Here is a 23,090-nt window from a genome sequence, read left to right on the forward strand (position 1 = left end):
TAATTAAGCTAAGGTTTAGTCCACTTTCTAGCTACTAGAACTTCATTCATCGTTTCCAGTCTTGAATGTATTTACAGACGCTTGTAGTTGTCTAGCGATCGCTACTGTGTTTTCTAGAGAAGAAGAAACTTGTCGAGAGGCTGTAGAAGTATGATCTGATACCCGAGCTACCTGTTCCATTAATTGGGCGACAGTTTGCGAAGTTTCAGCTTGAGAAACAGTAGCACTAGAAATCGATTGCACTAATTCGTCAATTTGTCGAGATATTTGAACAATCTGTTCTAAACTTTGTTTAGTATCTTCCGCTAAACGAGTACCTTCGACTACCTGAGTAGTACCAATTGCCATCGCTTCAACTACTTGCGCAGTTTCTTTTTGAATTTTGGCGAGAATTTTTTCTACCTCTTTGGTTGCTTGGGCAGACTGAGTAGCTAATTCTCCGACTTCTTCAGCAACTACAGCAAAACCTTTTCCTTCTGCGCCTGCTCTAGCTGCTTCAATACTGGCATTAATCGCAAGAAGGTTGGTTTGCATAGCAATTTGATTGATTAAAGAAATAACCCGTGAAATCTGTTGAGAAGCATCTCCTAAGCTTTTAACTTTTTCGGCTGTTTCGTCAATGGTTTGGCGCAGTTGTAAAATACTGCTAACAGTGCGTTCCATACTTGCCCCACCTGTTTCTGCCTTGGTTGCAGCAAGTTGAGTAACTTGTGCTGCCGTTTGGGCATTGTCTGCTACTTGTTGAATTGAACGAGTCATTTGTTCGACAGACATTAAGGTTTTACCAATCTTTTCTGTTTGTTGAAGGGCTTCTTCAGCAAGTAGCTCAATTGCACCTTGATCTTTACCAATCGAAGTATTCACTTTTGTCGCAGCTTGTTTAACTTGACTAACTACTTCTCGTAAACTTTCAATAATGGCATTAAAAAAGTCTGCAACGATACCTATTTCTCCTTCATTAATCCGAGAACGAACAGTTAAATCGCCACTAGCTGCACCATCTACATCTCCCAACAATTCTAATAGTTCTTGTTGTAAATTTTCATTTTTTTCTTGCTGTTGATGAGCAAATAATTCTGCTTGTTGGCGAGCTTGTTCTAATTCTTGAAGAGATTCATTTTGTTGTGAGAGTAACTGTTTTACTTGAGTAACTAAGTTGTTAAAACTAAATGCTAAAGTTCTCGTTTCAATTGTACCTTGAGGCTCGGCAATAATATTCAAGTCTCCTGCTGCTACTTGTTCTGCTTTATCGACTAAATCTTTAATTGGAGAAGCAATTTGACGGGCAAGCAGAATAATGATCACAGTTGTACCTAACAACAAAAGCATAGCGATTAAAAGAAAAACTCCAATTATTTCGTTCCCAGCACTTACTATTTCTTCATTATTTATTGAAACAATCCCAACTAAATTACTATTAGGAATAGGTAGTAATTGATAAACTTGCTCTTGATAAAGAAAAGAAATAATAAAAAAATTTTTTTCCTTGGCTTGACCAAATTCTTTGATTGATAATTTTTGTAGCTTACTACGATTTGGTAATTGATTAATAATTTCTGTACTACTTAAATTTTTTCTAGTTCCATCTTTTATAAAAGTTGCAACTGTAGCAATTTCTTCACCACCAATTAAGTTTGGTTGTTGTTGCTCTGTTGTGGCACTTTTACTAATAGTTTTAATTACTTTTTGGGTACTAGTATCTATAATTTGAATTTGCTCTGTATTATTAAGACCAATATATTTTAAATAAGCCTCGATTTGATTAAAAGCTTGGAATGGTAAAACTGCTTTAATTACTCCTAAAAATTTTCCTGATTTTGGTTCACGAATACTATGAACTAAAGGAAAACTAAAACTATTAGCCGATTCGTCAAAGCTTGATTCACCTATAAATTTATTTTGGGAATTAGCTAACTGCCACCAACTTTCGTCTCTTTGAACAAAATCAGAAGTGGATTTACTATAAGCAACATTAAAACCATTTTTTTCCGTAATAAAAATTTCACCAAAGCCATTATTTTTTGCCGTGCTTTTTAAGTAATCATTAAAAATTTGATTGGTTTGCAGTAACTTAGTAGCAGCAAAACGTTCTTCTAGTTCTTTAATGTTCAGTTGGAATAAATTATCTATTCTTATTTTTTCTTCCGCAGCCAAAACTGAACTAATTACATAAGGATTTTCTGCGATCGCGTTTAAACTATTTAATGCATTAGTTAATAATTCATCGGTCATTTGACTGGTTAACAAAGAATGTTCTATCAACTGCTGATTAATCCTTTCTTCGGCAGATTGATGAATTATTTGATAAGCAATACTACTAACAATTATTAAAGGCAGTAAAGCTACGGTAATTACTGTTCTAAGTAAATAAAAACTAAGATTACTTTCAGATTGAGTTACAATTTTAAATAAATCAAGATTTTTAGTAAAATTAGTTTGTTTGTGTTTTTTTTGATTGGGCTGAGAATTATTCTGAGTCATAAATTAATACAAAACAACTCGATAATTACTAAAATTTTCAAGGTTAATTTTGAAAGTTAAAACAAGAACGCATTGAAAATAATTTAATAACAACTAACTTCTCCATCTCAACAAATAAAAAAATAAAAATTCTAAATATAATGCGTTAATTTTTTTTTAACGCAGCACATTTCAAATATAATTTACTTAATTAGATATTAATTGATTGAATAGCTTCCATAATTTCTGTTTCAGTAAAAGGTTTAGTTAAATAAATATCGGCCCCTTGTTTCATTCCCCATAAGCGATCAATATCCTGATTTTTAGAAGTACAAACTACAATACGTAAATTTTGAGTAGTAGGATTTTTTTTCAGACTGCGACAAAGCTCGAAACCATTCATCTCTGGCATGACTACATCAGTAATAACCAAATCGGGATTATGTGCTAAAGCTTTTTCCATAGCCTCTTTGCCATTATTAGCTTCAATAACCTGATAGCCAGCTTTACGTAAATATCCACAAATTAATTCTCTAGTAGAAGGGGTATCATCAACAACTAAAACAGTACTCATTTTTTGTATAAACTCCATAAAAACTATTAGAATAGAAATGACTTTTTTTAAGTTAAATACCTAAAAACCATATTCAGCAAGTCTGATTGAGTAAAAGGTTTGGTCATATAATCAGTCGCTCCTGCCATTCTGGCTTTAGCTCGATCTATTAATCCTTTATTACCAGTAACCATTACAATTGGTGTGTCTTTAAAGGCTGAATATTTTCTAATCAAAGAGCATAACTTATAACCATCAATATTGGGCATTCCTACATCTAACAAAATTAAATCTGGTTGAATTCTAATAATTTTCATTAAGGCTTTTAATGGTTCTGTAATAGGAAAAACTGAAAAGTCGTCTCGCTCCAAAAATCTAGTAATTTCATTAAGAATGGTTGGACTATCATCTATGCAAACTATTTTCCATTGTTTTTGGGAAAGAGCATTATTTGGTAAATCTGGTATGTTAATTTCATCTGCATCACTAATAGTTTGTTGTGACAAAGATCTGCTAATAATTGCTAAATTTTCTTGAGAAAACTTTGGTATTTGATCAAAAGGTGGTTGTGGATCTCTTAAGATAATATTTTTATTAGCAATTAAAGGATAAAATTTTTTAACCAACATCAGTTCATCTTGGTTGAGTATAGCTGATAATTGACGAAAATTAAATCCTCGAAGAATTTTACCAATTTTTTGTTGTTCAACTGTAGCATCTGGTTTACTAAAAAAATATGGACGTTGATATAAAGAAGAAATATGAGGAGTAAAACTTTGCCAGATTTTGAGCTTTTTTGATGTATCTTCAATTAAAGTAGATAGCTCAAATGAACAAAAAATTGGGGTAAATTTATTATTTTTATTAAATTCATTTTGGCAATTATTAGGTAATAAAATATAAGAATCAAAAACTTCTTTGATTAATCTATCAATTAAAATATTTGCATATTCTTCAGTCAGATATTTTTGCTCGATTAACCAGCAAATTGATTGATAATCTGGAGGTAATGCAGCAGAAGTTTCAATTTCTGTTTCAAAAGACAAACGTAATGAAGAACGTACCTCATTTTTTAAAGTAGTCGCTTCGTGACTTAAACGACGTAAATGACGCTCTAGTCTTTCAAAAGGATCGATGGAATTACTTGCATACGATATTTTTCCTTGATGAAGATAAATCCAATAAATTGAATTATCATTTATTACTTTTAAATAGCCATTAGCTTGATTATTTGATAATTCTGCTAGCGAATCGATAGGATAAATATTGATTGAATCTGTTTTGTTATTAATAGCTTGAGAAGAAAATTGATTCATAAGTGAGTTATCCTCAACAGGTCTTGATGACCAGACAATATTTAATACTTAATCAATAAGTTAGTTAGATTTAAAATATATTAATAATTAAAAATATAAGTAATTAAACGAGTTGACGGGGCGTACAAGCCCCTCACAAAATTAAAATTATTACTATTTAACAGTGACGAAATAGAATTTATTAGATAGTGACATTAATTATAGTTCCCCAAAATTGCAGATAAATAACATCATTTCATTTCTAAATGCAATTTTTGTCTTGTTTAAAACATCGTTTAAGTAGTTTTAAATACTACAAAATAATGAAAATTTTTTTGTTGATGAGTTTAAAAATTATGGCAATTGAGAAAAAGAAACCCTAGTTCACAGAGTTGATAGCGGTTGTTGGAGTAAGATGTTTCTTAATCAAATCGATAATTGACTTAGCTTCGATCGCTTGATTAAATAGCTCTGAGCAGCCTACCATTTTAGCTTTGACTCGATCAATCAAATTAACGTTTTGACAAAAAACAATAATCGGCACATTTTGAAAACAAGATAATTGACGCAATTGAGCGCACAATTCGTAGCCATTAACTTCTGGAATATTCCAATCGATCAAGATTAAGTCTGGTTTACGTTCTAAAAAAAGTGCGATCGCGTTCATTGGATTATGTTCACAGATGAAATTATAGCCTGCTGTAGTGACTATTTTTTCCAGAAGCTGACAAACAACCAGATTGTGATCGACTAAGGCAATTAAAGTATTATGATTGTCTGGAGTTGTGTTTGATAATGGATTTTGTAACAATTGGTCTTGAGGAGCGATTTTCGATGTAGAGATGGCAATAGGAATAGTCAAATCTGATATTGGCACCAAATCTAATAATCCTAATTGCAGATAAGGAGCAAGTGAACGAGTCAGTAACAGAACATCAGTTTGTTTTTGAACAGCAATATCTCTTAAAGAATGTTTTCCATCTATAAGTCGAGTTAGTGCTTGAAAAGTTTTTGGTGAAGTATTTTCTTCTAATTTTTCCAAATTTATAATGATTGGAGCAAGATTAGGAGAACGTTCTCCTAAATTAGCTTCTTGCCATACTTGCCAAATTTTCCAAGCTTCAATAATTTGTTGCTCAGAATCAATCATGGCAAATTGCTGAGGGGCTGTCCCCCGAATCGAACTGTTAGATAAAGTTTGTTCGCGTGGGTTCAGATGGTAAGTTATGTCTCCTGCTTGAGTAATATCAAAAAAAACTTCTGTGGTGATTGACCGAATCATTTTTAGAGCAGTTTCTCGATGAGCCTTACCTTTTTCTACCCACAACCCTAGTAGATCATAATCCCAAGTAATTTCAATTTCTTTGGTTTTTAATTCGTCAAAATACTTTAATTCTTCAGATAATTGATGAGCTAAATGAGGAAAATTGACTGCCAGATGTCTGCGCCATCTTCTAACAGTATGTGTTCCTCCTGTAACGTAAACAATTCTTCCCCAATAAAGATAAAATATCCATTCTTGTTGTTGCTCATCTCTAAAAACAAGCTGACCGCTATAGCCATTTTGTTTTAAGCCTTGAAACAATCGAATCTGTTTTGAGGCTACAAACTCTTCGATTGAAACTAAAGATGGAGTTTGATCGCTATTCATGGTTACCATTGCTCCATTGTTAAGTTTTGCCTCAACTCGATTGTAGAATAACGACGATTTTAACATAGGAAAAAATATTGACAATTTGATTAAACAGTGAGTTCAAAAAAGACTTGATTCCAGTTTTTTTCATGTTATTTACTACCAACTCATCTTACAAAGCTATTTTTTTGGTTGGCTTTTTCACAGAAAAATTGTCTTATTTTCTGTCTTGACTGTATAATCAAACTCATAATGAGTATGATTTTTTGGGAAGAATTATCAAATAGGCAAAAATGGTTCAGATCAAAAATATCCCGTTGAAGCAAATCTATCGACCTTTACCACGGCAAACTGATTCCCATAAAGTGGAACAATTAATGGAATCGATCGCCTCGATTGGTTTAAAAGAACCAATTGATGTTTTAGAAGTAGAAGGAAAATATTACGGTTTTTCTGGTTGTCATCGTTTTGAAGCTCATCAACGCCTAGGCAAAGAAACGATTAAATGTCGAGTACGTCAAGCTCCTCGTTCGGTTTTACAAAGACATTTAGCTTAATACTCAAAAACTAGTTATGGAATAATAAATCAATTGAAGATTACCATGAGTGAATTTTTATATCAAAAAAATCATGAGTTACTTCAACATTTAATGACTCAGGCAAATATTGCTGATGTAGAAGAACTAAGTCGTCTTTCTGGTGTTTCTATTTGGCAGTTAAATAGACTTCAATATGGTTTAATCACCAAAATGCAGCTAGAAACACTTTTAAAAATTGCTACAACCTTAAAACTACCGCTCAATAAACTGATTGAAACTTTTGTTGAGCAATCCAATTTAACTGATGTTTTAGCTCAACCGGAACCAGATTTAGTCAACTTACAACAAGAATATCAAAAATTACAACAACAACTCTCGAGACAGCAAGAACTTCTCTATCAAGAATTTCAACAGGAAAGCATCCAAACTTTAGAATCTTGGTTATTACAATGGCCGACAGCAGCAGTAGCAGTACACAAAAATCCTCAACTATCAGCAGAAAAATTATTACCATTAGTTAAGCCAGTCGAGCATTTATTACAACAATGGGGGATTGAAGCGATCGCATCTGTCGGAGAAGAATTGCCTTATGATCCAATTTGGCATGAATTAATGAAAGGTTCGGCGCAACCAGGAGAAATGGTTAAAGTTCGTTACGTTGGTTATAAACAAAGAGATAAATTATTATATCGAGCTAGAGTTAGTCCTTTGGAATAAAAATCTGATTAATCAGCGAAAAAATACCGCCAGTTTAAGATTTGACTTTGGAGGAGGGAGAAGAAGCCTCGCCTAATCCAACCGAAGTATTAACCGGCGGTTTTTTTACAAAAAAAATCATCCAAAAGTAGTTTCTAAGCAAAGTTTACATTGCAGAACCTACACCAGCATAAGCACCATAGAAAAAGATGCCAACTACGGTAATTACACCTAAACCTGCCACTGTGGCGACAATCCACAAAGGAATTCTTCCTTCTGCAAACATAATTTTTTCCTCCTAATTGCTGTTAAATAATTAAATCATTAAATCCAATTAATTAAAGAAATAACTGGAGAATAAAAGACCAAGAACAGCAATCAGCAATAATCCTAAATAAAGAGAAGTGCGATTAAGTTCAACTGGTTGTCGATTGGGATTAGTATTTCTTTCCATTGATTCTCCTATCTGTGAATAAATTGCATTGCTGCGATCGCACCTAAAAAGAAAACGGTGGGAACAGCTAAAGTATGAACCGCTAACCATCTAACGGTAAAAATAGGGTAAGAAACTGGTTGGTTAGGATTATTACTAGTCATAGTTTTTTACTAATTTTTTCTCAACAATCTATTGGTTAAATTCCTTAATTTGTTCGCTAGCACTATAGCGATCGTTAATAATGGGTAATTCTAAACGGTCTTGAGTAAAGTATTCATTAGGACGGGGAGTACCGAAAACATCATAAGCAAGCCCAGTACTAACAAACAACCATCCTGCAATGAATAACATTGGGATAGTAATACTATGAATTACCCAATAACGAATGCTAGTAATAATATCTGAAAACGGACGCTCTCCAGTTGTACCTGCCATTAATTTGACTTCTCCTCAATTAGAGTTTTACAAGATAGTTTACATGATTAGAAACCGATTAGTTTCTTAACTATTGAAGTTAGATTTTAAACTACTTTAGGTAGTGGGTTCGTATTTAAGCAAAACTCCTCTTTCTCCAAGGACAAATCCTTGTTCAGGAGACAAAAATACTACTTTATAGAAATTTGAAGGAACTTCTTCTACTTCTCGATCTTTTTGCCAAGTTTTACCAGCATCAAAACTGGCAAGTAAATTACCACTTCCTCCAGCTACCCAAATCTCTTCAGGATTACGATAGGCAATATCTAGTAATCCCCAACTGGTAGAAAATTCAGGATAAATTGGTTCTTGCCAAGCTTCAAAATCTTCAGGTTCACTAAATTGAATTTGTCCGCCACGAGCTAAGAGCCACAAACTATCATCGGAATTAAAACCCATGTTTTGGAGACGACGGGAAGAGGTACGTTGATGGGGAGTCCATTCGGTTTGACCTGGTTCCCAAGTAGAATAAAAGTTTCCTCTGGCAGAAACGGCTACATATTTACCATCAGCAGAGCGATTAATATGTCGTGCTACCCCTACTGCTCCTTCAACTAAAGCTTTCCAGGTTTTCCCGCCATCAGTAGTTTTGTAAATTGCTCCTAAATCGGTGACCATTTCTGCTGAAGCAGTGCCTAATGCCACAATTCCATCAGGTGCGCCAGGTAGTTTAGAGCTTAGAGGAATTCGTGACCAAGTTGTCCCACCATCTTCAGTATGTAATAAGATAGAAGGCTTTCCTACAATCCATCCTTCTTCTCCAGCAAAACTAATTGCTGAAAAGGAAACTTTTTCGTCTTCTAAATTTAAAACTTTTTGTTGCCAAGTATTGCCACCGTCGGTTGTTTCAAACAAAGAAGCTTGAGTTCCGACTAGCCAACCGTGGTTTGAATTGTCAGTAAAAGCAATATCGGACAAAATAGCTTCTGTCGGTAAAGTTTTAATTTGCCAAGGATTGTAGCTTACAGAATTAAGGTCACTACAGCTAAGACAAAGTATAGAAATAGTTATTAATATTGCGATTTGTTTCAGTCTTCTCAGAAATAAACTCATAAACATTCCATAACTCGTGAAGAGAAGCGATTAAGATAAGCTCTCGTTTGACTATTAAATTAAGCTCAAAATTGTCAACATAAGTGCCTCTACTTTCTAAATTTCGGCTAAAAAAGAGCGAAAAGCTATAAATTTACTTTATTTAGTAGTAAAGAAACAGAAGCAAGCTTATATTTACCTAGTTAATTAAGAGCGTATAAACTCATAAAGAATAAAAATCCTAGAGCTAATGCTCCAAAAATTAATAGATTCTTTTGACCTGGAGTTAGGCGATTTACGCCAAAACCATAGTTGAGATTTTCTGCAAATCCAGATGGAGCTCCTTTAGCGCCAATGTTGACAAATTGAGTTTTACGCGCTTTACATACTGGACAACGCCAAGTATCGGGTAAATCTGTAAACAAAGTACCTGGAGAAATATTAGTTTGATTATCTCCTTTAGCAGGCTCGTAGACATAACCGCAAGAACGGCATTCATAACTAGCTGGAGCTTGCTCGGCTAAAGTTTTTTCTTGACCTGGATTGCTCATATAAAAGAGTGGGTTTGGTAAAAACCCCAATATCTAGAGTTATCTATTTGAAACAAATATTAAAATATCTATTAAGAATTATCGCATAAAAGTGACGGGGAACTAGGAACAAGGAATTTTTGCCTTTATCCCTGTTCTTAAGTTCCCCAATTTCTCAGCATATCTTCAGTTGAGATTTTTTTCTAGGATCAAGCCAACCAGCCTATTCTCAAGTAGGATTAATTCGTTCGAGTGTTGCTCCTAGTTGTCGTAATTTTCCTTCGATATTGTCATAGCCTCGGTCGAGATGATGTAAACCCGAGACAATAGTTGTTCCCTCGGCTGCTAATCCCGCTAAAACCAAGGCAGCAGAGGCGCGTAAATCGCTTGCCATGACTGGCGCACCAGAGAGAAACGGAACACCCCGAATTAAAGCATGGTTGCTTTTAACTCGAATATCTGCACCCATTCGACTTAACTCGGCAACATGACGAAGACGATTTTCAAAAACGGTTTCACTGACGACACTATTGCCTTCACTAATACTAAGTAAAGCCATGAATTGTGCCTGCATATCGGTAGGAAATCCTGGATAAGGCAGAGTTTCAAGATCGGTTGCTTTTAATTGCCCAGGAATAATTCGCAAACGTTCTGCTTCTTCAGCAATAACTTGACAACCGATATCTTGTAATTTGGCGATAACTGGGGCTAAATGTTCGGCAATGACTGGATATAAGGATATTTCTGAACGAGTAATTGCTCCTGCGACTAAGAATGTTCCTGCTTCAATGCGATCGGGAATAACACTATATTTTACAGGATATAAGTTTTTAACTCCAGAAATAATAATTGTATTAGTTCCTGCACCGCTAATTTTTGCGCCCATTTGACAACAAAAGTTAGCTAAATCGACTACTTCTGGTTCTTGTGCAGCATTTTCAATTTTGGTTTCTCCTTCTGCTAGAGTTGCTGCCATCATAATGGTTTCGGTAGCACCAACACTAGGATAGTCAAGAAAAATATTAGCTCCTTGAAGTCTTCTATTTCTACCAACCACATTGGCATGAACAATTCCCGACTCAATGCGAACATTAGCTCCCATTGCTTGTAAACCTCGGACGTGGAGGTCTACCGGTCTAGCTCCAATAGCACAACCTCCTGGTAGGGGAATGCGAACTACACCAAATCGACTGAGTAAAGGACCAATAATAAAAAAACTTGCTCTTAATTGGGATACGATGTCGTAAGGAGCTTTAGTGGGATCAATATCAGTAGCGTTAATCTCAAAGATATTGTCTTTTTTAACAATTTTTACACCTAGAGCTTTAAGAAGCTCGCTCATTCGCTTAATATCTACTAGATCAGGTACATTATGGAGTTGAGAATCTCCCTCACACAGCAATGACCCTGCCATGAGTACCAAAGCAGAGTTTTTGGCTCCACTAATTTTTACTTCTCCTTGCAGAGATGCTTTACCAACAATTTTTAATCGGGGTTGGTCTTCTGCTGAGACAAGTGGAGTTTGTGTTAATTTTAGAGATAGGTTAATGGCTTTATCCTCCAAACTCAATGAGAAAAAATTAAACAATTAAGTAGTTGAGAAATAAGAAAAATTTGGTTTAGATTCTACCTGAAATTAACTAAACTAATTGAATGATTGAGAATGTAATTGTTAAATGCTTTCTTGACATAATTTGTTGGCTAAATGATAATGGTAATTTGTGTGTAGATATTTTGCGGAACTGGCGGAATTGGTAGACGCGCTAGATTCAGGTTCTAGTGTTCGTTTAGAACTTCCGGGTTCAAGTCCCGGGTTCCGCATTTGCACCTAAGTATCACCTTGTTTTCTAGGATTCGTCAAGGGTTGGTGGCAAGGCAATGCTTACTAGTATTAAAAATCCCCTCATCAAGCAACTTCGTAAACTTCATCGTAGTAGAGAAAGACAAAAGCAAAATTTATTACTACTAGAAGGAACTAATTTACTTACAGCAGCTTGTCAGGTAAATTACGAGCTTATTACAGTTTGTTGTACTCCTAAATGGCAACAAAATCATCCGCAATTATGGCAGAAAATTTTTCAACAAGCACTAAAAACAGAATTAGTTTCTCCAGAAGTTTTAGATGCGATCGCAACTACAATTAATCCTGATGGCATAGTAGCAACAGCAGTCAGAAAAGTACCACAGAGACTAACTCAAGAAAAAATCAGTTTGGGGTTAGTATTGGAAAGGCTACAAGATCCTGGTAACCTGGGGACAATTATTCGTACAGCAGTGGCAACCAATGTAGATGGTATTTGGTTGAGTCAGGATAGTGTAGATTTTGATAATCCTAAAGTATTAAGAGCGTCGGTAGGAGAATGGTTTAAGTTACCGATGATAGTCAGTCAAAATCTGGCGGAGGAAATCAAGCAATTGAAACAACAGGGTAATCAAATAATTGCAACTTTACCTCAAGCAACAATGACATATTGGGAAATAGATTTTCATCGCCCTACAGTTATTTTACTTGGTAATGAAGGGGCGGGATTATCCGAGGAATTGATTGGGTTAGCAGATTGTCAAGTTACAATTCCTTTGAGTAATCAAGTAGAATCTTTAAACGTGGCGATTACGAGTGCTTTATTATTATACGAAGCTCAACGACAGCATCAAAGTTATATTTTTTAATTTTAGATCACTAGTATTGTGGAGGCTGTTGGCATAAATTTCATCTAGTTTTTCTAAAAATGAAAATAATTCATCTGCTGGTAAAATAGGTAAATCGTCTTTTCGTTTAGCTACAGCAACACTATTGTTGTTAACTAATTGCTGTCTAGCTTTGGTCTGAGTAGTTGAGATTGGAAAATAGATCGATATAGTATATGGGTTACCTAAGTCAATAGCGATTTCTGGTTTAGAACCTCGCTCCAATTTAAGAAAAAGATCTAGTTCTTTTTGTTTATCTCTGATTTCTTGGTATCGTTTTAAGACAGAACGAAAATTTTTTTTAGTAACTTTTTCTTTTAATGCTTGAGAAAGCGATCGCCATAAAAGAGAACCGATCTGCCGAATATAATCTGTATCATAGTCCAAAATTACAGCAATTTCTTCATAAGTTTTTCCCTGCCAAGCATACAAAAATACCATCTCTTGAAGATCATTAAGACCTTTTGGTTCAAAAGAGGATTGTAATATTACTAGTGCTTCTTCAAAGTTCATTTATATAGTTAGTTAAATAAAAATTTGGAAAGTTTGAGGCTTTCTAAATATTAACTAGGTTTAAATCTTGAATTTTATGCCAAATTTACTTTTTGCTCATAAATATTTACAAAATCGCTTAATTTATTCTATAAAAACCTAATAGATCAAAATATCTCACTTTTTCTCACAGTAAAAACTAAACAAATAATTTATTTAGTTAGATAAGAGTGATTTAAACAGTTAGAAGTTATCAAAAACCTAAGGTTAACTAAACTGTTTACTTATTACTCGTTTTACAAACAGTAGAGATAATTCCTGCCAGTAAAAATATAGCCAAGGAATTATTTCTCTTTAATTTTATTTTACCGATTTGGAGAAAAATAAATGGCGATAGGTGAACCTAACAATAAAATTGCCGATGCTAATGATAGTGGAATTAATCCTAAGGGAGAAAAAAGCTTTGACGAGAGTAGTGTTATAGACAATTCTCGAGATGTAGACTTAATTAAATTTGAACTGAAGAAGGGACAAGTAGCTATTATCGATGTTGATGTCGATCCACAAGCATCACCAGAATTAGATTCTCAGTTACGAATAATCAATGCTGCTGGTAAAGAAATACTATCAAGTGACAATAATGCTGCTATTGATGAAACATTAGGAAAAGATTCTTATCTAGAATTTACCGCTCCTGCTAACGGTGAGTATTATGTGGGTGTAAGTGGAAAAATAGAAGGTTACGATCCTGTAACTGGAAATATACAAACCAGTTACTCCAACTCGGGTAATTATGACCTCTCAATAAACGTCTTCAATGGAATTAAAGGTACAAATAATTCGGACAATCTTAAAGGAGCTAATCAAGATGATTATATTACAGGGTCGAAAGGAAATGATACTCTTGTAGGCGGAAACGGGAATGATTTTCTTACTGGTGGAGACGGAAACGATCTGCTTCAAGGAAATAATGGCAGTGATACTCTCACAGGAGGAGCAGGGAATGATAAACTTGAGGGAGGAAAAGGAGATGATTTCCTCAAAGGTGGCAACGGTAGCGATCGCTTGACTGGTGGTGACGGTGCTGACCAGTTTATTTTAAGTTTAACTCAGACTGGAGAAACTATTACAGATTTTAAAATAGACCAAGATATATTGAGAGTAACAGGTGTTGCAAGTTTTGACGATCTTGATATTACCCAAGTTTCTGGCAATGCTGTTATTAAAGTTGAGAATACGACTTTAGCTACAGTAGAAAAGGTCGATATTGATAACCTGACTGAAGATGTTTTTCTTTTTTGATTTTTAAAAGATAGTTTTTTGGCAGTTTAGTAGAGCAATAAAGAAAGCGAAATTTTTGCTCACTTTAGCTAAATCTAACTAGTTGAAGTGGAAGCAAAATTGAACCTCGATCTGTTTCACGCTCTACTATTTTTGGTCAATTTTACCTTCCTTAACCCTTTCTTAGGATCGCTTTGCTACTCTAGCATGATGCTGACGCTCAAAAAAACTAGCTACTATTTGTCTAGAAACTCAATTTTTACCTCATACTGCTAGAGACTTGCCAAAACAGTCATGACTACTACTAAAGATACGACCAAAGCAATCGATCTTAATGACCCTAAATACTATTTCAATCGCGAACTAAGTTGGGTAGAATTCAATCGTCGAGTCTTGCATGAAGCTATAGATTCTAGAACGCCTTTATTAGAAAGACTCAAGTTTATGGCGATTTTTAGCTCTAACCTGGATGAGTTTTTTATGGTCAGAGTAGCAGCTTTAAAACAGCAAGTAGAAGCAGGAGTAAGGAAACTAACACCAGATGGTCGCACACCAAGTCAACAATTGCAAGATTTGAGCGATCGCTTGAAACCTTTAGTTCAGCAACAGCATCAACATTTTGAAAAGGTTTTGAAACAAGAGTTGGGAAAACAAGGTATTTATTTCCTTGATTATCTCGATCTCAACCAAGAACAAAGAACTTATCTCAATCGCTTATTTGAAGAAAATATTTTTCCTGTACTCACTCCATTAGCGGTTGATCCTTCTCATCCCTTTCCGTATATTTCTAACCTTAGTCTTAATTTAGCAGTAGTAGTTAAAGACCCAGAAACGAAAGAAGAATTATTTGCCAGAATTAAAGTTCCTAAAGTATTACCTCGATTTGTGGCTTTACCAGAAGAGTTGCGACAGCGCCAAAAAGGCAAGCCTTCTCATTGGACTGGTGTTCCTTTGGAACAGATTATTACTCACAATCTAGAATATCTTTTTCCTGGGATGAACATTCAGGAATGTTATGCCTTTCGAGTGACTCGCAATGCAGATATTGCCGTAGAAGAAGATGAAGCTGATGATTTATTGCTGGCAATTGAACAAGAATTACATAAACGTCGCATTGGTGGTTCGGCGGTAAGAGTAGAATTGCAAGCTTCAACTCCAGAAAATGTTCGTTCAACTATTATCGAAGAATTAGATTTAAGTGAACAGGATGTCTATGATGTCGATGGTTTATTGGGACTTGGAGATTTGATGTCCTTGATGTCTTTACCCTTACCAGAATTGAAAGATACGCCTTGGCATTCGGTTTTACCGCCACGATTACACCGATTACAAGAATTAGATTATCTAAATAATAATGAAGATGGGGAAGATTTTTTTAGTTTGATTCGAGAAAGTGATTTATTAGTACATCATCCTTATCATTCCTTTAGCGGTACAGTACAACGTTTTATCACCCAAGCAGCCCACGATCCCAATGTCTTGGCAATTAAAATGACTCTGTATCGTACTTCGGGAGATTCCCCAATTGTTAAAGCTTTGATTGCTGCTGCGGAAAATGGTAAACAAGTAGCTGTATTGGTGGAATTAAAAGCCCGTTTTGATGAAGAAAATAATATCCTCTGGGCCAAGAAATTAGAAAATGCTGGTGTTCATGTAGTTTATGGTTTAGTCGGCTTAAAAACCCATACCAAAGTAGTGTTGGTTGTCCGCCAAGAACAAAACAAAATACGTCGTTATGTCCATATTGGAACGGGTAACTATAATCCTAAAACAGCCAGAATTTATACAGATTTGGGTTTATTAAGCTGTAGAGATGATTTAGGAGCAGATTTAACTGATTTGTTTAATTTTCTTACTGGTTACTCTCGCCAAAAATCCTACCGCAAATTATTAGTTGCACCAGTTAATTTACGCGATCGCATGATTGCTATGATCCACCGCGAAATAGAACATTGTCAAAAAGGTGGTACAGGTAGAATTGTTGCCAAAATGAATGCTTTAGTAGACCCACCTGTGATTAAAGCTCTCTACCAAGCTTCTCAAGCAGGAGTTCAAATAGATCTAATTATTAGAGGTATTTGTTGTCTGCGTCCTGGAGTTGAAAAACTTAGCGAAAATATTCGGATTATTAGTATTATTGGTCGTTTTTTAGAGCATTCTCGGATTTTCTACTTTCACAATGGTGGACAAGAAGAAGTTTATATTGGTAGTGCGGATTGGATGACTCGAAATCTTAGTCGCAGGGTTGAAGCTGTAACACCGATTGAAGAGCCTGAAATTGTTCAAGATTTACAAGAAATTCTGGGAATTATGTTGGCTGATTCTCGTCAAGCTTGGGAATTACAGCCTGATGGCAGTTATATTCAAAGACAACCTGCTGAAGGTAGTCAAGCTCAAAGTACTCATGAGATTTTGATGGAGATGGCACAGCAATCTATTAGAACAATTTAAATTAATTATTCTGCCAAGGTTTGTAACCAATTGTCTAAGATTTTGATTAATTTGTCTAAGTCAATTGGTTTACTTAAATAATCATCCATTCCTGCATCTAAACATTTTTGGCGATCGCCCTTCATCACATGAGCAGTTAAGCCGATAATGATGGTATGGCGTTGAGATTTTTCTCGTTGTCGAATTACTCGGGTAGCTTCATAACCGTCCATTTCTGGCATTTGGCAATCCATTAAAATAACATCGTATTGTTGTTCTTCTAAAAGAGCGATCGCTTCTTGCCCATTACTCACCCAATCTGGTTGATAACCAATAGCTTGCAGCATAATCATTAATAATTCACGATTATCTGGATAGTCTTCTACTATAAGCAAGCGAACAGATTGAGAAGATTTGGTCATCATTTTTGCAATGGTTAAGGTTAATTAATTATGGATTTAATTAATTTGTTAGGCGGTTTTGATTATTTTAAAGTAAGACTAAAATAGCTTTTATTAATATGACCAATATATTTTAAAACAAAATTGATTTTCTGCTTACTTATTTTTTCTACACAAACATTTGGACACTTTGAAGAAAAAATCTATAAAAAGATAGATGTATATTTTCAGAATCTTACTAAATATTATTTAACCAAATAATTAAATAGCGTTATTTTTTGAATCAATTATGTATGTCAAATTTTAAAGTAATTTTTATAAATTGTTTGTCGAAAAAAATAATTTGATTTCAATTAAAAAAAAAATTAATCCAAGTCAAATTTTATGATTGACTCAGATTAATTCTTAGCAACTATTAGATTGCTTTCTCCGAAAAGGATAAATTGATCACATAATTACATAAAGCCAAGCCAGTGAATAAAACTTTGTCCTGTACTCAACTCAATAATTAATGCTAGTAAAAAACCAATCATGGCTAATCTACCATTCCAAATTTCGGCACTAGGATTAGAACCAAATTGAAACTTAGTAGCAAATTCACCATATTTGCGTTGTGCTTGGTCAGCATAATAGTTGTTTGTCTCTTGATTTTCCATAATTCCTAATTTTTCCCAAAACTTCAGTTAACAATTTGTTACTTACATATTTAAGTTAATAAAAATTTATGAACTTGTTTTCTATCTTTGGTTATAGATTAAAATTTTTTTAGGTATTATTTGATACTTTTTTGACAGCAATTGACTAAATTAGTCAAATGTTTTAGAAAATTTGGTTTTTTAATCTAAGTTGACCGAAAAGAATACTAAATATCAATTTAGGAATGTTATTTATTTAACAAAAAAAAATAAGTATTCAATGATAATTTAATGAGATGTGTAGTTTTTATCAACGCTATCTTTCTATTACTAGTAAAGATAGAAAAAATGACTATTTTCTTAGGTGTCAAAGCTACTAGTTTGAACGCCGATAATTTTGTTAAAATATGGAAGTATTAGGGTAGCAAGGAAAGCATTGCCACCTTTTTTTATAAATAATCTTAATTTATTTTTGATTGGGTGCGTTTTTGCCCAGATAAATTTGTTTAGAAAATTTAGGTACAATAATCCAATTGAGAAGTTGAAGACGAACTTTAAGATTAGAGATAGTTACACCCAGTTCATCTTTCATTGCCTCTAAATGTCTTCAATTAGTTAAATCCCTTCCTCTTGCAGATTCTATTAGCTTATACTTTGGCATCAATAAGCAACTAGCAAAATACTGAGCCTGCCATTCTCTTTCTTTTAAAGATTGAGAACTACGGCATAAAAAAGGTTGAATTTCTGTGTCGTTTCTATCTATATATTTTTCGACTACTTGTTGATTGATATGTAATACCCAGTGTCCAAGTTCGTGAGCAATTGTAGATTGTCCAAATCCACCTTTTAAGCCAGAAATATTTGAATTAATCACAATTTCTTTTTGAGTAGGGAAAATCATTGCTGCGATTTCTCCTTGCTCATCAGCAGAAATACTATCCCATACAATCCCTAAAAAAACTTTTTTAGCAAACTCAGGAGAACGAGCAGGAAATATGTTTCTTAATTAATAGCGATCGCGTTACTGCTCTTTCGGTGTCGCACTATTCGGCATTTAAGCTTTTGAGGATTTTTTTAGCTAAAGCTTCTTTAATCTCTGGATGTCTCGGTATAGCTTCAACAACTCCAATTTAAGGGTTAATCCAAAGGGAATGAGAAGCACCTTCTCGTTTAAGATAACAACCAGCCTTATGCAACTTTTTTTCTAATTCTTTACGTTTCATGGAATTGAGATGGTTTCCTCAATTGCTTCTTTGGGTAGCCCCTTCTAATATCTGCCAAACATCTTCAAGAATGAGTTGAATGGCACTTTTCAAACTTTCTTTAGCTTCCTCGATAGTTTCACCTTGACCATTTGCACCAGGAATTTCTGGACAAATAGCCCAGTATCCACCTTCTGTTGCTGTCTCAATGATTGCGGTCAACTCTGCTTTCATATAAATTTTCTGAGATGTTCACCTTATTATTAACTATGATAGGATTTCTGAATTTAAGTTTAATTCGCGAGGGGTTCGCTCATCAAGTGCGATCGCTTTTATCTTTACATTCTAATTTTATATTTTATACGGGGATACACTAAACGAAGCCTCACTGCACAGTACCAGTCTAAATTCTTCAATTTAGTAGATTCACGGATGAGTAAATTTGCCGAGATGAATAGAATAGACGAGTTAACACTTAATTAATTTCATCGATCAAAGTGACTAACTAAAACTAAAGAAAAAAAATTGCACTTCCTATCCCATTAATCACACAGGTAAAAAAAAACCATGAAAAAGATAACCTATCAAGCTACATTAGGTGAATTAGCTCTTTTAGTTACAACTACCGACTATAGCAATCCTGAACTCGCTGAAAATATGCTTCAGTTTGGAGTTAGCGCTCCGATAGTCTTAATTTCCAACGGTGCAAAAAGCAAATTTGGAATGAAAAAAATTACTGTTAAAGATGGAACAAAAAGACTTAATTTGGCTGCTAAAAATCCAGAAATCGCCAAATTAGTTGCACAAGTTATTCTTATGGACGATTCCGTAGAATATGTTCCAGAAATTATTAAGGTTAGTCCATCTGTTAATAAGATCGATGAATATAAATATCATGATATTTATAGTTGGAAAAACGAAAAAAGAAATATTTCTGAGCATTGTACAGCAGAAAATTTGGGTAAAAAATATGGAATCAGAGTTCAATATCTCTATCCTGTAATCAAAGGCAAAATGAAATCTGCTAGAGGTTGGAGCTTAGTCGAGGTTTAACTTTTGACACATTCGCTTTACGAGGGTGCAAGCTTTTGACTTTTAATTTTTAACTTAACCAAGATAAAGTCTATTGTTCAGGTTGTAGTTCTTGAATAACACGACCAGAAGTAACAAATGAGATGCCTTGTTGCGATCGCGTAGCAATCATTAATGCTTCGATGACAGGTTCTGTAACTTGCTGATCTGCAATCCATTCTACAATAAAATTTGCTCCTGAACCTCCAGTTTCATCTTGCTCGGGAATAAAAAAATCTGTGCTTGCTAATGGGGCAAGTTGAAGATTACCTTGGGTATATTCTTTGACAAGTTTTCCTCCCGAATTGTAATAGCGAACAGAGCGAATGATAATCGGATGATTCAAGCTAGTATTCTGAATACTCAAGGTTATGGCTAAAAAATATTTTTGTCCATTTCCATGGTAAGCATGAGAGTAAACAGGTACATAAATAATTTGTCCCTGACTAATTTTAATTGTATTAGAAGTAACGGATACACCTTCTTCATTTTCTTGAATGCGCGTTAAAGTATTAGTCTCAGAAGATGAATTATTAGGATTAGATGAAATATTTTTTTGAGCGTTACAGGCAGCCAAGAATAGTACGCTTATTAAAACAATAATGACAACTTTCCACTTGCTCATGGCTTTAATACTCCTGTTTAGATCAACGCTTTCTCTCATTATTACTTTTAGCTAAGTCGAATAAACGAGAAGCAGAATTAGTCAAAAAAGGAGAACCTCGGTGGAAACCGGCTATTCCCCCTCTCGCTGCTTTACCTAATCCTGAACAAACTGTCTTAGGAACTCTTAAAGGCACAGAATTTGATAGGGTTGCTGCCGAAGCTGCACCGACAAGGGAACATAGCAGTAACTTTGATCTTAAAAATCTTTCTAAAGGATCGCGGATTTATTTTCCTGCCGTCGAAGGCTACGGTGTACACACAAGTCAAAGTAAACTATCAGTCAGTTAATTGTATGTGAAATTTGTTGCCTGATATAGGCAAACAGAAACTCCCCAGGTAGGATTTGAACCTACGACCAATCGGTTAACAGCCGACCGCTCTGCCACTGAGCTACTGAGGAACGCTCGTAACAGTTAATAACTTTAGCGTAAAAAAAAATGTTTGACAAGAGTTTTTCCTAAATTTTTTTCCAACTAAATCTAGCGATTAACTATCCAGAAGAGATATCTTAGAAATGATAAGTATTTTTAAAATTTCCTAATGCTAGCGGATCACCATAAAACGGTCTATTTATCTTTTATTTCGACGGATTTGCCTCTTTGGAATATTATTGAAGCTAACGCTTCACTTTATCAAAAAGATCGCGATCGCTTTCATTTATTATTAAATCAAAAGACTCTTTCTCCTTTACCTACTGTGCTAGCTAATTCGGAAAATCATTCCCATGATGAGTTTCATGAGGGATTACTTTGGTTAGAAATTTCACCTTATCGAGTAATTTTAACTATGCAAAGTAAAGGTAAATTAAGCTATCGTCATTTTTGGGAACGAGGAATATATGGGATTAGTCGTTATTGGTTAAATAATTTAAATAACGATTCTCCCGAAAATAACGGTTCTTTACGCTTACGAAATTTTACTCGTTATCTTAAACTAGAAGGAACTCCCTCACCAACAAGTTTGCAAGTAGAATATGAATTGTGGTCAAGCCGATTGCAACTTGGGTCTTATGTTTTGCATTTGGATATCGATCATTAAAAAAATGCCGAATAATTATCAGTTTTAACTTATCAAAGAGAATAAATCCCTTCAATTAAACCCTGACAAACCTTCGTTAAAAAATCTAAATCCAAAGTTTTGATCGTATCACTAGGTTGATGATAATGAGGATTGCGTAAAAAAGCTGTATCTGTCATCATCATGGCAGCATACCCTCGATCCCAAAAAGGACTATGATCGCTTAATCTAGTCTGACTGACCAACTTACCTTGATTGAAAACTGGTAACCACTCACAAGGAGTATGTTTACGTATCCGACTGCTTAAACGCATCAGATCAGGAATAGTGCTTAAATTACCAACTAAAGTAATAAAATCACCTGTTGAAGGGTAAAAATATTTTAATCCTGGAGGGTAACTTTGAGAACCTTTATTGCGATCGCAGTAGCCCAACATTTCTAACGATAACATCAATCGCAAGGGTTGATTTGCCTCCTTAAGAGTTTTGGCGTAAGCAGTACTACCTAGTAAACCGTACTCTTCTAAATCAAAAGCTACCAATCGAAGCGGATATTTAGCAGGTTTGGTGGCAAAAACAGAGGCTAATTCTAATAAAACAGCGACTCCTGTTGCATTATCATCTGCTCCTGGTGTTCCTGGTACAGCGTCATAATGGGCTCCAATTAAAATAGGTGGTAAGTTAGATTGGTTAGTTGAATCAAGATTAAGAATTAAATTTTCATAGCTTTTTGCTCCGACTAGAAATTCATGAATTTCAACTTCTCCCCATTGAGATAGTTGTTGACGAATATATTGTTTAACAAAAAAATGACCCCCTGAAGCAACATAGGGATCTCTTTCTCTAACAATTTCTAATAAATGATTATAAAGACGTTGTTTTAAATCCATAGATTACATCAAATTAGCTTCAATTACATATATCCAGCTAATATATATCGCTGTTATCTAGACTTGATCTTGATATTTACTTAAATAATTAACATTTTAAATTCCTGACCTTTGTACTCTGAAAGGAAAGATATTAAGAAATCGTTTCTACTGATGTACAGGAAAACAGTCGTTCGCGCCTAACGCTACAATTGATAAGCGCTCAAGGTTAGATTTACTAATCAAAACTATTTCAAACAAGACTTACTTGAGCAAAATTAATATTTGTTAATCATATTTTTGAAGGGGGTTCAATAGTTGCGGGAGATAAAGCAACAGCTTTAGCTTGCAAAATCTGAAAAACTTTTGCTTGATTATCTGGAGTAATTACCGATTTGACTAACTCACCATCATCAATTACGAGCGCTTTATTCTTGAACAAACGCTTAGGATCGAAAGAAGACCAATAAACTTTTGGAGCATTGTTTCTTTCGTTTACATTAGTCAAACTACCCCAAATTTGAGAAAGTCCAGACCAAATAGTTAATTTTTGCTCACTAATACTATTAATCTGACTATAAAGAATTACTTTATCTCCTCCTAAAGGAGCATAATAATCTTTAATAGTAATGGCTTCCTCATCACAAATAATTTGTCGATCCTCATATAAAATAGTCATAAGAAACCAAA

General features: G+C 34.5%; 26 protein-coding genes, 2 tRNA genes and 3 pseudogenes. 9 read left to right on the top strand and 22 right to left on the bottom strand.

Annotated features, from left to right (window positions below; genetic code table 11):
- Nucleotides 1-42: 42 nt before the first annotated feature.
- The 4 genes from STA7437_RS21755 to STA7437_RS21770 all read right to left on the bottom strand — a co-directional run bounded on the left by STA7437_RS21755 (nucleotide 43) and on the right by STA7437_RS21770 (nucleotide 6,025).
- Nucleotides 43-2,481 carry a methyl-accepting chemotaxis protein gene (locus STA7437_RS21755; RefSeq protein WP_015195549.1) on the bottom strand — a complete coding sequence of 813 codons (2,439 nt, stop codon included), beginning with the start codon at nucleotides 2,479-2,481 and terminating at the stop codon, nucleotides 43-45.
- A gap of 190 nt (nucleotides 2,482-2,671) precedes the next feature.
- The gene (locus STA7437_RS21760) at nucleotides 2,672-3,034 is read right to left on the bottom strand and encodes a response regulator (RefSeq protein WP_041620308.1); all 363 of its coding nucleotides are present in this window, start codon (nucleotides 3,032-3,034) and stop codon (nucleotides 2,672-2,674) included.
- Nucleotides 3,035-3,081: 47 nt separating this feature from the next.
- The gene (locus tag STA7437_RS21765) at nucleotides 3,082-4,329 is read right to left on the bottom strand and encodes a response regulator (protein WP_015195551.1); all 1,248 of its coding nucleotides are present in this window, start codon (nucleotides 4,327-4,329) and stop codon (nucleotides 3,082-3,084) included.
- Nucleotides 4,330-4,687: 358 nt separating this feature from the next.
- Nucleotides 4,688-6,025 (bottom strand): response regulator, encoded by a 1,338-nt coding sequence (locus tag STA7437_RS21770; protein ID WP_015195552.1) that lies wholly within the window; start codon nucleotides 6,023-6,025, stop codon nucleotides 4,688-4,690.
- Between the two features lie 209 nt (nucleotides 6,026-6,234).
- Between STA7437_RS21770 and STA7437_RS21775 the strand changes: the two genes are divergently transcribed.
- Both STA7437_RS21775 and STA7437_RS21780 read left to right on the top strand, forming a co-directional pair.
- The gene (locus STA7437_RS21775; RefSeq protein ID WP_015195553.1) at nucleotides 6,235-6,498 is read left to right on the top strand and encodes a ParB N-terminal domain-containing protein; all 264 of its coding nucleotides are present in this window, start codon (nucleotides 6,235-6,237) and stop codon (nucleotides 6,496-6,498) included.
- Nucleotides 6,499-6,543: 45 nt separating this feature from the next.
- Nucleotides 6,544-7,197 carry a helix-turn-helix domain-containing protein gene (locus tag STA7437_RS21780; RefSeq protein WP_015195554.1) on the top strand — a complete coding sequence of 218 codons (654 nt, stop codon included), beginning with the start codon at nucleotides 6,544-6,546 and terminating at the stop codon, nucleotides 7,195-7,197.
- Nucleotides 7,198-7,342: 145 nt separating this feature from the next.
- On the opposite strand, the gene STA7437_RS21785 is transcribed toward STA7437_RS21780, so the two are convergent.
- From STA7437_RS21785 to murA, 7 genes are all read right to left on the bottom strand, one after another.
- The gene (locus tag STA7437_RS21785) at nucleotides 7,343-7,462 is read right to left on the bottom strand and encodes a photosystem II reaction center protein J (RefSeq protein WP_015195555.1); all 120 of its coding nucleotides are present in this window, start codon (nucleotides 7,460-7,462) and stop codon (nucleotides 7,343-7,345) included.
- A gap of 48 nt (nucleotides 7,463-7,510) precedes the next feature.
- Nucleotides 7,511-7,630 carry a photosystem II reaction center protein L gene (locus tag STA7437_RS21790; protein ID WP_015195556.1) on the bottom strand — a complete coding sequence of 40 codons (120 nt, stop codon included), beginning with the start codon at nucleotides 7,628-7,630 and terminating at the stop codon, nucleotides 7,511-7,513.
- Nucleotides 7,631-7,638: 8 nt separating this feature from the next.
- Nucleotides 7,639-7,773: a cytochrome b559 subunit beta gene (gene psbF / locus STA7437_RS21795; RefSeq protein ID WP_015195557.1), complete on the bottom strand. Its 135-nt coding sequence runs from the start codon at nucleotides 7,771-7,773 to the stop codon at nucleotides 7,639-7,641.
- Between the two features lie 28 nt (nucleotides 7,774-7,801).
- Complete coding sequence (psbE, locus tag STA7437_RS21800; RefSeq protein WP_015195558.1) at nucleotides 7,802-8,047, bottom strand: cytochrome b559 subunit alpha; 246 nt, start codon at nucleotides 8,045-8,047, stop codon at nucleotides 7,802-7,804.
- 96 nt (nucleotides 8,048-8,143) lie between these two features.
- The gene (locus STA7437_RS21805) at nucleotides 8,144-9,139 is read right to left on the bottom strand and encodes a photosynthesis system II assembly factor Ycf48 (RefSeq protein ID WP_015195559.1); all 996 of its coding nucleotides are present in this window, start codon (nucleotides 9,137-9,139) and stop codon (nucleotides 8,144-8,146) included.
- Between the two features lie 182 nt (nucleotides 9,140-9,321).
- Entirely contained in the window at nucleotides 9,322-9,669 is a 348-nt protein-coding gene (locus STA7437_RS21810) for a rubredoxin (protein ID WP_015195560.1), read from the bottom strand.
- A gap of 208 nt (nucleotides 9,670-9,877) precedes the next feature.
- The gene (gene murA / locus STA7437_RS21815) at nucleotides 9,878-11,212 is read right to left on the bottom strand and encodes a UDP-N-acetylglucosamine 1-carboxyvinyltransferase (protein WP_216087070.1); all 1,335 of its coding nucleotides are present in this window, start codon (nucleotides 11,210-11,212) and stop codon (nucleotides 9,878-9,880) included.
- A gap of 172 nt (nucleotides 11,213-11,384) precedes the next feature.
- Between murA and STA7437_RS21820 the strand changes: the two genes are divergently transcribed.
- Together STA7437_RS21820 and STA7437_RS21825 are read left to right on the top strand one after the other, a co-directional pair.
- Nucleotides 11,385-11,469 (top strand) — tRNA-Leu (locus STA7437_RS21820).
- A 57-nt stretch (nucleotides 11,470-11,526) separates the two neighbouring features.
- Nucleotides 11,527-12,318, top strand: a complete 792-nt coding sequence (locus STA7437_RS21825) for a TrmH family RNA methyltransferase (protein WP_015195562.1) — start codon at nucleotides 11,527-11,529, stop codon at nucleotides 12,316-12,318.
- Here STA7437_RS21825 and STA7437_RS21830 read toward each other — a convergent pair.
- Nucleotides 12,277-12,849 carry a hypothetical protein gene (locus STA7437_RS21830; RefSeq protein ID WP_015195563.1) on the bottom strand — a complete coding sequence of 191 codons (573 nt, stop codon included), beginning with the start codon at nucleotides 12,847-12,849 and terminating at the stop codon, nucleotides 12,277-12,279. The two genes, STA7437_RS21825 and STA7437_RS21830, sit on opposite strands and share 42 nt — an antisense overlap.
- Nucleotides 12,850-13,215: 366 nt before the next feature.
- Between STA7437_RS21830 and STA7437_RS25120 the strand changes: the two genes are divergently transcribed.
- The gene (locus STA7437_RS25120; protein WP_015195564.1) at nucleotides 13,216-14,130 is read left to right on the top strand and encodes a calcium-binding protein; all 915 of its coding nucleotides are present in this window, start codon (nucleotides 13,216-13,218) and stop codon (nucleotides 14,128-14,130) included.
- A 273-nt stretch (nucleotides 14,131-14,403) separates the two neighbouring features.
- On the top strand, nucleotides 14,404-16,560 hold the full coding sequence (gene ppk1, locus STA7437_RS21840) for a polyphosphate kinase 1 (RefSeq protein ID WP_015195565.1): 2,157 nt from the start codon (nucleotides 14,404-14,406) through the stop codon (nucleotides 16,558-16,560).
- A 5-nt stretch (nucleotides 16,561-16,565) separates the two neighbouring features.
- On the opposite strand, the gene STA7437_RS21845 is transcribed toward ppk1, so the two are convergent.
- The 6 genes and pseudogenes from STA7437_RS21845 to STA7437_RS21865 all read right to left on the bottom strand — a co-directional run bounded on the left by STA7437_RS21845 (nucleotide 16,566) and on the right by STA7437_RS21865 (nucleotide 19,011).
- Nucleotides 16,566-16,964 carry a response regulator gene (locus STA7437_RS21845; RefSeq protein WP_015195566.1) on the bottom strand — a complete coding sequence of 133 codons (399 nt, stop codon included), beginning with the start codon at nucleotides 16,962-16,964 and terminating at the stop codon, nucleotides 16,566-16,568.
- 431 nt (nucleotides 16,965-17,395) lie between these two features.
- Nucleotides 17,396-17,596: a chlorophyll a/b-binding protein gene (locus tag STA7437_RS27785; RefSeq protein ID WP_015195567.1), complete on the bottom strand. Its 201-nt coding sequence runs from the start codon at nucleotides 17,594-17,596 to the stop codon at nucleotides 17,396-17,398.
- 445 nt (nucleotides 17,597-18,041) lie between these two features.
- Nucleotides 18,042-18,167: a hypothetical protein gene (locus tag STA7437_RS27500; RefSeq protein WP_281169242.1), complete on the bottom strand. Its 126-nt coding sequence runs from the start codon at nucleotides 18,165-18,167 to the stop codon at nucleotides 18,042-18,044.
- A gap of 15 nt (nucleotides 18,168-18,182) precedes the next feature.
- Nucleotides 18,183-18,476, bottom strand: a complete 294-nt coding sequence (locus STA7437_RS25125; RefSeq protein WP_051036082.1) for an ImmA/IrrE family metallo-endopeptidase — start codon at nucleotides 18,474-18,476, stop codon at nucleotides 18,183-18,185.
- 142 nt (nucleotides 18,477-18,618) lie between these two features.
- Nucleotides 18,619-18,798, bottom strand: a pseudogene (locus STA7437_RS27790) (type II toxin-antitoxin system HicA family toxin).
- A pseudogene (locus STA7437_RS21865) lies at nucleotides 18,795-19,011 on the bottom strand (type II toxin-antitoxin system HicB family antitoxin). The pseudogenes STA7437_RS27790 and STA7437_RS21865 overlap by 4 nt, the downstream one beginning before the upstream one ends.
- A gap of 333 nt (nucleotides 19,012-19,344) precedes the next feature.
- Here STA7437_RS21865 and STA7437_RS21870 point away from each other — a divergent pair.
- Nucleotides 19,345-19,830: a hypothetical protein gene (locus STA7437_RS21870; protein ID WP_015195569.1), complete on the top strand. Its 486-nt coding sequence runs from the start codon at nucleotides 19,345-19,347 to the stop codon at nucleotides 19,828-19,830.
- A 70-nt stretch (nucleotides 19,831-19,900) separates the two neighbouring features.
- Here the strand turns inward: STA7437_RS21870 and STA7437_RS21875 are convergent, their stop codons facing one another.
- Complete coding sequence (locus tag STA7437_RS21875; protein ID WP_015195570.1) at nucleotides 19,901-20,473, bottom strand: DUF3124 domain-containing protein; 573 nt, start codon at nucleotides 20,471-20,473, stop codon at nucleotides 19,901-19,903.
- 44 nt (nucleotides 20,474-20,517) lie between these two features.
- Here STA7437_RS21875 and STA7437_RS25635 point away from each other — a divergent pair.
- Nucleotides 20,518-20,799, top strand: a pseudogene (locus STA7437_RS25635) (acetamidase/formamidase family protein); the annotation flags it as partial.
- Nucleotides 20,800-20,842: 43 nt separating this feature from the next.
- Here STA7437_RS25635 and STA7437_RS21880 read toward each other — a convergent pair.
- Nucleotides 20,843-20,914 (bottom strand) — tRNA-Asn (locus STA7437_RS21880).
- 140 nt (nucleotides 20,915-21,054) lie between these two features.
- On the opposite strand from STA7437_RS21880, the gene STA7437_RS21885 reads away from it, so the two are divergent.
- The gene (locus STA7437_RS21885) at nucleotides 21,055-21,552 is read left to right on the top strand and encodes a hypothetical protein (protein ID WP_015195571.1); all 498 of its coding nucleotides are present in this window, start codon (nucleotides 21,055-21,057) and stop codon (nucleotides 21,550-21,552) included.
- 32 nt (nucleotides 21,553-21,584) lie between these two features.
- Here STA7437_RS21885 and STA7437_RS21890 read toward each other — a convergent pair whose 3' ends face one another.
- Nucleotides 21,585-22,421 carry a M28 family peptidase gene (locus STA7437_RS21890; protein WP_015195572.1) on the bottom strand — a complete coding sequence of 279 codons (837 nt, stop codon included), beginning with the start codon at nucleotides 22,419-22,421 and terminating at the stop codon, nucleotides 21,585-21,587.
- Between the two features lie 271 nt (nucleotides 22,422-22,692).
- Nucleotides 22,693-23,079 (bottom strand): hypothetical protein, encoded by a 387-nt coding sequence (locus STA7437_RS21895; RefSeq protein WP_015195573.1) that lies wholly within the window; start codon nucleotides 23,077-23,079, stop codon nucleotides 22,693-22,695.
- Nucleotides 23,080-23,090: the final 11 nt, after the last annotated feature.

The sequence above is a fragment of the Stanieria cyanosphaera PCC 7437 genome (genome assembly GCF_000317575.1).
In the GTDB taxonomy this organism is placed as follows: domain Bacteria; phylum Cyanobacteriota; class Cyanobacteriia; order Cyanobacteriales; family Xenococcaceae; genus Stanieria; species Stanieria cyanosphaera.

Coding starts and splice junctions, on each gene's coding strand:
- STA7437_RS21875 (WP_015195570.1), bottom strand. CDS start 20,473: ATGAGCAAGTGGAAAGTTGTCATTATTGTTTTAATAAGCGTACTATTC.
- STA7437_RS21755 (WP_015195549.1), bottom strand. CDS start 2,481: ATGACTCAGAATAATTCTCAGCCCAATCAAAAAAAACACAAACAAACT.
- STA7437_RS21790 (WP_015195556.1), bottom strand. CDS start 7,630: ATGGAAAGAAATACTAATCCCAATCGACAACCAGTTGAACTTAATCGC.
- STA7437_RS21760 (WP_041620308.1), bottom strand. CDS start 3,034: ATGAGTACTGTTTTAGTTGTTGATGATACCCCTTCTACTAGAGAATTA.
- psbF (WP_015195557.1), bottom strand. CDS start 7,773: ATGACTAGTAATAATCCTAACCAACCAGTTTCTTACCCTATTTTTACC.
- STA7437_RS21775 (WP_015195553.1), top strand. CDS start 6,235: ATGGTTCAGATCAAAAATATCCCGTTGAAGCAAATCTATCGACCTTTA.
- STA7437_RS21810 (WP_015195560.1), bottom strand. CDS start 9,669: ATGAGCAATCCAGGTCAAGAAAAAACTTTAGCCGAGCAAGCTCCAGCT.
- psbE (WP_015195558.1), bottom strand. CDS start 8,047: ATGGCAGGTACAACTGGAGAGCGTCCGTTTTCAGATATTATTACTAGC.
- STA7437_RS21805 (WP_015195559.1), bottom strand. CDS start 9,139: ATGAGTTTATTTCTGAGAAGACTGAAACAAATCGCAATATTAATAACT.
- STA7437_RS27500 (WP_281169242.1), bottom strand. CDS start 18,167: ATGAAAGATGAACTGGGTGTAACTATCTCTAATCTTAAAGTTCGTCTT.
- STA7437_RS21785 (WP_015195555.1), bottom strand. CDS start 7,462: ATGTTTGCAGAAGGAAGAATTCCTTTGTGGATTGTCGCCACAGTGGCA.
- STA7437_RS25120 (WP_015195564.1), top strand. CDS start 13,216: ATGGCGATAGGTGAACCTAACAATAAAATTGCCGATGCTAATGATAGT.
- STA7437_RS21830 (WP_015195563.1), bottom strand. CDS start 12,849: ATGAACTTTGAAGAAGCACTAGTAATATTACAATCCTCTTTTGAACCA.
- STA7437_RS21870 (WP_015195569.1), top strand. CDS start 19,345: ATGAAAAAGATAACCTATCAAGCTACATTAGGTGAATTAGCTCTTTTA.
- STA7437_RS21895 (WP_015195573.1), bottom strand. CDS start 23,079: ATGACTATTTTATATGAGGATCGACAAATTATTTGTGATGAGGAAGCC.
- STA7437_RS21765 (WP_015195551.1), bottom strand. CDS start 4,329: ATGAATCAATTTTCTTCTCAAGCTATTAATAACAAAACAGATTCAATC.
- STA7437_RS21780 (WP_015195554.1), top strand. CDS start 6,544: ATGAGTGAATTTTTATATCAAAAAAATCATGAGTTACTTCAACATTTA.
- STA7437_RS21885 (WP_015195571.1), top strand. CDS start 21,055: ATGCTAGCGGATCACCATAAAACGGTCTATTTATCTTTTATTTCGACG.
- STA7437_RS25125 (WP_051036082.1), bottom strand. CDS start 18,476: ATGATTTTCCCTACTCAAAAAGAAATTGTGATTAATTCAAATATTTCT.
- STA7437_RS21890 (WP_015195572.1), bottom strand. CDS start 22,421: ATGGATTTAAAACAACGTCTTTATAATCATTTATTAGAAATTGTTAGA.
- STA7437_RS21825 (WP_015195562.1), top strand. CDS start 11,527: ATGCTTACTAGTATTAAAAATCCCCTCATCAAGCAACTTCGTAAACTT.
- STA7437_RS21770 (WP_015195552.1), bottom strand. CDS start 6,025: ATGTTAAAATCGTCGTTATTCTACAATCGAGTTGAGGCAAAACTTAAC.
- STA7437_RS27785 (WP_015195567.1), bottom strand. CDS start 17,596: ATGGAAAATCAAGAGACAAACAACTATTATGCTGACCAAGCACAACGC.
- ppk1 (WP_015195565.1), top strand. CDS start 14,404: ATGACTACTACTAAAGATACGACCAAAGCAATCGATCTTAATGACCCT.
- STA7437_RS21845 (WP_015195566.1), bottom strand. CDS start 16,964: ATGATGACCAAATCTTCTCAATCTGTTCGCTTGCTTATAGTAGAAGAC.